This is a genomic window from Polynucleobacter sp. 35-46-11, assembly GCF_002281105.1.
In genome coordinates this window covers 1-6,680 of record NZ_NCFJ01000108.1, presented here as the reverse complement: position 1 = coordinate 6,680, position 6,680 = coordinate 1, and the positions used below count along the sequence as shown (strand labels likewise).

The 6,680-nt window shown below is 45.0% G+C and carries 7 protein-coding genes; 5 read left to right on the top strand and 2 right to left on the bottom strand.

From position 1 onward, the window contains the following. The 5 genes from phaC to B7Y67_RS09120 form a co-directional block, all read left to right on the top strand. Positions 1 to 1,292 (top strand): class I poly(R)-hydroxyalkanoic acid synthase (gene phaC, locus B7Y67_RS09140; RefSeq protein WP_293598375.1); only part of this gene is annotated, 1,292 nt, incomplete at its 5' end. A 21-nt stretch (positions 1,293 to 1,313) separates the two neighbouring features. Further along, complete coding sequence (locus tag B7Y67_RS09135; protein WP_215303606.1) at positions 1,314 to 2,054, top strand: 3-ketoacyl-ACP reductase; 741 nt, start codon at positions 1,314 to 1,316, stop codon at positions 2,052 to 2,054. Between the two features lie 114 nt (positions 2,055 to 2,168). After that, positions 2,169 to 2,729 carry a polyhydroxyalkanoate synthesis repressor PhaR gene (phaR, locus tag B7Y67_RS09130; RefSeq protein ID WP_293598374.1) on the top strand — a complete coding sequence of 187 codons (561 nt, stop codon included), beginning with the start codon at positions 2,169 to 2,171 and terminating at the stop codon, positions 2,727 to 2,729. A 2-nt stretch (positions 2,730 to 2,731) separates the two neighbouring features. Continuing rightward, on the top strand, positions 2,732 to 4,090 hold the full coding sequence (gene rimO, locus B7Y67_RS09125) for a 30S ribosomal protein S12 methylthiotransferase RimO (protein WP_293598373.1): 1,359 nt from the start codon (positions 2,732 to 2,734) through the stop codon (positions 4,088 to 4,090). 79 nt (positions 4,091 to 4,169) lie between these two features. After that, positions 4,170 to 5,354, top strand: coding sequence for an acetyl-CoA C-acyltransferase family protein (locus tag B7Y67_RS09120; RefSeq protein WP_215303611.1), 1,185 nt, complete (start codon positions 4,170 to 4,172; stop codon positions 5,352 to 5,354). A gap of 37 nt (positions 5,355 to 5,391) precedes the next feature. On the opposite strand, the gene serB is transcribed toward B7Y67_RS09120, so the two are convergent. Both serB and B7Y67_RS09110 read right to left on the bottom strand, forming a co-directional pair. Further along, positions 5,392 to 6,282 (bottom strand): phosphoserine phosphatase SerB, encoded by an 891-nt coding sequence (serB, locus tag B7Y67_RS09115; RefSeq protein WP_293598372.1) that lies wholly within the window; start codon positions 6,280 to 6,282, stop codon positions 5,392 to 5,394. Positions 6,283 to 6,302: 20 nt separating this feature from the next. Further along, on the bottom strand, positions 6,303 to 6,680 hold a 378-nt coding region (locus B7Y67_RS09110), incomplete at its 5' end, for a TRCF domain-containing protein (RefSeq protein ID WP_367227276.1).

The window sequence follows — 6,680 nt, the reverse complement described above, 5'->3', positions numbered from 1 at the left end:
CCAATCCTGAGGTTCTTGAAAATATTATTAGTACCCAAGGGCAATCTATTCAAAACGGAATAGTGAACTTGTTGGGCGATTTAAAAAAAGGCAAAGTATCGCTGACTGATGAAAGCGCTTTTGAAGTTGGTAAGAATATTGCAACCACTGAAGGCCAGGTGGTCTTTTGCAACGAACTCTTTGAGTTAATTCAGTACACACCCTTAACTGAAACAGTGTATGAGCGCCCATACTTAATGGTGCCCCCTTGTATTAACAAATACTATATTTTGGATTTGCAGCCAGATAACTCCGTGGTCCGTTACATGGTGGAGCAGGGTCACACTGTTTTCTTGGTCTCCTGGAGAAACCCCGACGCATCGATGTCCAAAGTAACTTGGGATGACTATGTTGGCGATGGCGTCATCAAGGCGATTGAGGTTGTTAAGGATATTGGTGCTACAGATCAGATCAATGTTCTCGGCTTTTGTGTCGGCGGCACTTTAACCTCTACCGCATTAGCAGTATTGGCAGCACGTAAAAAAGATTATGTTGCAAGCTTAACTTTGCTCACCACTTTATTGGATTTCACTGACACCGGAATTCTGGATGTGTTCATCGACGAAGGTATGGTCAAGTTGCGCGAGACCACCATTGGTGGTGAGGGCGGCCACTTTGGGATGATGTCTGGTCTGGATTTAGGAAATACATTCTCTTTCCTGCGTCCAAATGATTTGGTTTGGAATTATGTTGTTGAAAATTATTTAAAAGGTAATTCACCACCCCCATTTGATTTGCTCTATTGGAATGGCGACTCAACCAATCTACCTGGCCCAATGTATTGCTGGTATCTACGGCATACCTATCTACAAAATGAATTGGTTAAACCAGGCAAGCTCACCGTTTGTGGTGAAAAGGTTGACTTGGGCAAGATCACGGTTCCAGCGTATATCTACGCATCGCATGACGATCACATTGTGCCGTGGAAATCTGCCTATGAATCTACCCACATCCTGAAGGGTAAGAATCGATTTGTCTTGGGTGCATCAGGCCATATTGCTGGCGTGATTAACCCACCAGCAAAGAACAAGCGCCATTATTTTGAAAATAATAAATTGGCAAAGACTGCAGATGAGTGGTTGGCTGCAGCAAAAGAGATCAAGGGTAGTTGGTGGCCTAACTACGCTCAATGGTTAGAACAGTTTGGTGGCAAGAAAATTAAAGCCAGCAAAACGTTCGGTAATGCACAGTACAAAAAACTAGAAGCGGCGCCTGGTAAGTACGTGAAAGAAAAAGTATCCGCTGCTCAATAATATTTTCATAAGGGGTAAGACATGTCTCAAAAGATTGCATACGTAACTGGCGGTATGGGTGGTATTGGTACCGCTATTTGTCAGCGCCTCTCCAAGGATGGCTTTAAGGTTATCGCTGGTTGTGGCCCAAATTCTCCGCGTAAAGATCGCTGGCTTGGCGAGCAAAAAGCTTTGGGTTATGACTTCATCGCCTCTGAAGGTAATGTTTCTGACTGGGACAGCACTGTTGCTGCCTTTGATAAGGTAAAGGCTGAAGTAGGCCGTGTTGACGTTCTCGTAAATAACGCTGGTATTACTAAGGACAGCGTATTCCGCAAAATGACTCCTGAGCAGTGGAAAGCGGTGATTGATACCAACCTCAATTCTTTGTTCAATGTAACCAAGCAAGTGGTCGATGGTATGGCTGATAACGGTTGGGGTCGGATTATCAATATTTCTTCTGTAAACGGCCAGAAGGGACAGTTTGGTCAATCCAACTACTCCACTGCAAAAGCAGGCTTGCATGGTTTTACGATGGCCTTGTCACAAGAGTTAGCCTCCAAAGGGGTGACTGTAAATACAGTTTCTCCTGGTTATATCGGTACGGACATGGTGAAGGCTATTCGTGAAGATGTTCTCGAAAAGATTGTTGCGGGTGTTCCTGTTAAGCGCTTGGGCACTCCGGAAGAGATTGCTTCGATTTGCTGCTGGATTGCCTCTGATGATGGCGGTTATGCAACTGGCGCTGACTTCTCCTTGAATGGTGGCCTGCATACTGGTTAAACCCATCAAAAATGCAGTTTTAGTGGTCTGCTCATCGACATATTTACCTTTAGGTCAAACTAGGGATAAACTATGCCGATGTTGCATTGCAGTAATGAGAGTTAGGAAAAATACATGGCCACACGTTCCAAAAAAGCCGGCGATAGCCGCTTGATTAAGAAGTACCCCAATCGTCGTTTATATGACACCCAAACCAGCACCTACGTCACGCTGGCTGATATCAAAAATTTAGTAATGGCAGGCGATGCATTTAGCGTTGTTGATGCAAAAACTGAAGATGATTTAACTCGCAATATCTTGCTGCAAATTATCTTGGAAGAAGAGGCTGGTGGTGCCCCGGTTTTTTCAACTCAAATGCTTTCTCAAATCATTCGCTTCTATGGCAACTCCATGCAAGGCTTGATGTGTAGCTATCTTGAAAAGACTATGCAATCTTTCGTGGACATTCACAATAAGCTAGGTGACCAAACTCAGGGCTTAGGTGCAGGTAGCACGCCCGAAGCATGGGCCAATATGATGAATTTACAAAACCCGATGATGCAAGGCTTGATGGGCAACTACATGGAGCAGAGCAAAGACTTATTTGTGAAGATGCAAGAGCAAATGCAAAACTCCCCAACGATATTTAGTGGCTTCCCATTTCCAGGTCAGCCTAATAAGACAGAAAAAGAATAGTTGTGGCGGGTAAAGTTGGTTTTGTTTCCTTGGGATGCCCCAAGGCGTTGGTTGATTCTGAACTCATTCTCACTCAATTAAGTGCTGAGGGTTACGAGACTGCCAAGGATTATTCCGGCGCCGATCTTGTTGTTGTTAACACCTGCGGCTTTATCGATTCTGCTGTTGAGGAGAGCCTTGCTGCAATTGGCGAAGCTTTATCAGAAAATGGCAAGGTGATCGTTACTGGGTGCTTAGGTGCTCGTAAAAATGCCGATGGTAGCGACCTTATTCAGAGCATCCACCCCAAGGTTCTAGCCGTTACGGGCCCGCATGCCACTCAAGAAGTAATGCAGGCGATTCATCTGCACCTACCAAAACCGCACGACCCGTTTACTGATTTGCTTCCGCCAATTGGTGTGAAGCTCACACCAAAGCATTATGCATACCTCAAGATCTCCGAGGGCTGTAATCACCGTTGCACCTTCTGCATTATCCCAAGCATGCGTGGCGATCTGGTTTCACGTCCTATTGGTGAAGTGCTGCTTGAGGCTAAAAAATTATTTGAGTCCGGCGTAAAAGAATTATTGGTTGTTTCTCAAGATACGAGTGCCTATGGTGTTGATATTCAATATCGCACTGGTTTTTGGGATGGCAAACCTGTTAAGACTCGTATGTTTGATTTAGTAAATGCTTTAAACCAAATTGCCAGAGAGCATCAGGCTTGGGTTCGCCTGCATTACGTGTATCCCTATCCGCATGTTGATGATGTTTTGCCATTAATGGCAGAGTTTTCTGATCATGGCTATGGCGTGTTGCCTTATTTAGACATTCCTTTGCAACATGCGCACCCAGATGTGCTCAAACGCATGAAGCGTCCTGCAAGTGGAGAAAAGAATCTAGAGCGCATACAAGCATGGCGGGCTGCATGCCCAGATTTAGTTATTCGCAGTACATTTATTACAGGCTTCCCAGGCGAAACCGAGGAAGAGTTTGAGTACTTGTTGAATTTCCTCGATGAGGCTCAAATTGATCGTGCCGGTTGTTTTGCCTATTCACCAGTTGATGGTGCAACAGCCAATACCTTGGATAACCCAGTTCCGGAATCCTTGCGCGAAGATCGTCGTGCTCGTTTTATGGCTAAGGCTGAAGAAATCTCCATAAAACGCCTTGCTAAAAAAATAGGTAAGCGTATTCAGGTCATCATTGACCGAGTAGATGAATCCGGTGGAATTGGTCGAACCATCGGTGATGCCCCTGAAATTGATGGTTTAGTGCGGGTTTTACCCCCAAGCAAGCCCTCTAAGCGTTACCGTACCGGTGAAATCATCAAAGTGACGGTGATTAGCTCCCAAGGGCATGACCTAATAGCCGAAACTTGACTATTAGAATAAAAATAGTGTTTTGGCTTTTTATTTGGGTCAATATTTTGCCTATTTAGGCACCGTAAAGGGGATTAATATGAGTCGTGATGTCGTTGTTTTGAGTGCTGTCCGTTCAGCAATTGGTACTTTTAATGGATCACTGAGTAGCCTTGAGCCATCAGAGCTCGGCGGTATGGTGATGAAAGAAGCGGTAGCCCGATCTGGAGTTGATCCAGCCTTAATTAATTACGTTACTGTAGGAAATACCATTCCTACAGATAACCGTTATGCCTATGTTGCTCGCGTTGCCTCAATCCAGGCTGGTCTACCAATGGAATCTGTTGCGATGGCCTTGAATCGTTTATGCAGCTCAGGCTTGCAAGCGATTGTGACAACTGCTCAACAAATTATGCTGGGTGACTGCGATTACGGTATTGGTGGCGGTGTTGAAGTGATGTCACGCGGTATGTATGGCTCACCAGCAATGCGTAGCGGTGCTCGCATGGGTGATACCAAAATGATTGACCTGATGGTTTCTGTCTTGACCGATCCATTTGGCGTTGGACATATGGGTGTTACTGCGGAGAACCTCGTTGAAAAATGGAAGCTGACTCGTGAAGAGCAGGATGCTCTAGCGGTCGAATCTCACCGTCGCGCAGCTAATGCAATTAAAGAAGGACGCTTTAAGTCTCAAATCGTTCCAATTACTATTAAAACTCGCAAGGGTGATGTGGTGTTTGATACTGATGAGCACGTCAAGCCAGATACCACGATGGAAACTTTGGCGAAGATGAAAGCAGTCTTCAAAAAAGAAGGTGGTAGCGTTACTGCAGGTAATGCTTCAGGTATTAATGATGGCGCAGCATTCTTTGTATTGGCTGATGCTGATACGGCGAAGAAGGCTGGTCATAAACCAATCGCTCGCCTAGTTTCATATGCTGTTGCTGGCGTACCGAACCACATTATGGGCGAAGGCCCAATTCCAGCAACCAAGATTGCTCTCGAGCGCGCTGGCCTGAAATTAGATCAAATTGATGTGATCGAATCTAATGAAGCGTTTGCTGCACAAGCCTTGGCTGTTACTAAAGGCTTGGGCTTAGATCCAGCTAAGACCAACGTGAACGGTGGCGCGATTGCATTAGGTCACCCAATCGGTTGTTCTGGCGCTGCAATTGCCACTAAAGCTATCCATGAATTACATCGTGTTCAGGGCAAATATGCTCTGGTCACAATGTGTATTGGCGGTGGTCAAGGTATCGCAACTATTTTTGAACGCCTGTAATCAGCGTTCATTTACTGCCGTAGCTTAAGCAAGTGCTTTAGTTAATTAGCAGTAAAGCAGCATCCAAGCCGACTCGGTCAAAAGCCGCGTCGGCTTTTTCTTTGACAATCGGTTTTGCTCGATAGGCAATGCTAATACCTGAGCCATGCATCATTGGTAAATCGTTGGATCCATCACCCATGGTGATGGAATTTTGCTTTAGGCAATTCATGAGCGTGCAGGCTTGCTCTAGATAGGCGCTCTTAGCTGCACCATCAACAATATCGCCAATCACTTTACCGGTGAGTTTGCCATCAACAATTTCCAAAGTGTTGGCCTGGGTTTGTTTGAAGCCCAATTCTTTCTGCAGTTTTTCAGTAAAGAAGGTAAAGCCACCAGAAACTAGGAGCGTATAAAGACCCTTTGCATTTGCTCCAGCTAATAATTCAGCGGCGCCAGGGTTAGGGCGCAAGCGTTCTTTATAGACTGAATCCAACACATCAGCGGATACGCCTTCTAGCAAAGCAACACGTCTGCGCAAGCTTTCTTTAAAGTCTTTAATTTCGCCACGCATTGTGGCTTCAGTGATTTCAGAGACCGCAGCCTTTTTACCTGTGAAGTCAGCAATCTCATCAATACACTCAATATTAATCAGGGTAGAGTCCATATCCATGGCCAACACCTTTACCGCATCAGCCTTAAATCCCGGAGATAGAAAAGCCAAATCTGTGTCGTACCGAGCAGCGATATCGTGCATTGCAACTCTTGCCTCAGGCAATAAGTTTTGAGAGCAAGCCCAGCGCGCAGTGAAATATTTTGATGGTGATGGTTCTAATGTGAGCTCAGTAATCTCCAGTCCTAAAACTTTGGCATGCGCATTAAATGCAGCATTCAAATCTGTTGGGATTGGAGTATTCGCAAGCGCTACAAGAGTAAGGTGGCTAGACATGGGTATTAAGTAATCGGCAATTAGTTAACGTGAGCAGTATTGAGTACTGCGGATTCATTGAGGCTTCGGAGAATTTTCCGGATTTGGTCTAGACGTTGCTCTAGTTTCTCAAAATCTTTTTCTTTCTGGGGAAGAATTTTTAACTTATCTTGCCCATTTAGTTGAATGTATTTTGATGACTGAATTAATTGAATGATCTTCATTGGGTCAATTGGCGGATTAGGAATAAATTGAATCTGAATTGAGCTTGGGCTCGCATCAATCTTCTTAATGCCAAAGCCACTCATCTCCAATCGTAGACGGTGAGTTTCATAAAGTGATTTAGCTTGGTCTGGTAAATCACCATAGCGGTCAACTAGCTCTTCACGCAATCCCATGAGCTCGGAGAAGTCGTTTGT

Coding starts and splice junctions, on each gene's coding strand:
- B7Y67_RS09120 (WP_215303611.1), top strand. CDS start 4,170: ATGAGTCGTGATGTCGTTGTTTTGAGTGCTGTCCGTTCAGCAATTGGT.
- serB (WP_293598372.1), bottom strand. CDS start 6,282: ATGTCTAGCCACCTTACTCTTGTAGCGCTTGCGAATACTCCAATCCCA.
- phaR (WP_293598374.1), top strand. CDS start 2,169: ATGGCCACACGTTCCAAAAAAGCCGGCGATAGCCGCTTGATTAAGAAG.
- B7Y67_RS09135 (WP_215303606.1), top strand. CDS start 1,314: ATGTCTCAAAAGATTGCATACGTAACTGGCGGTATGGGTGGTATTGGT.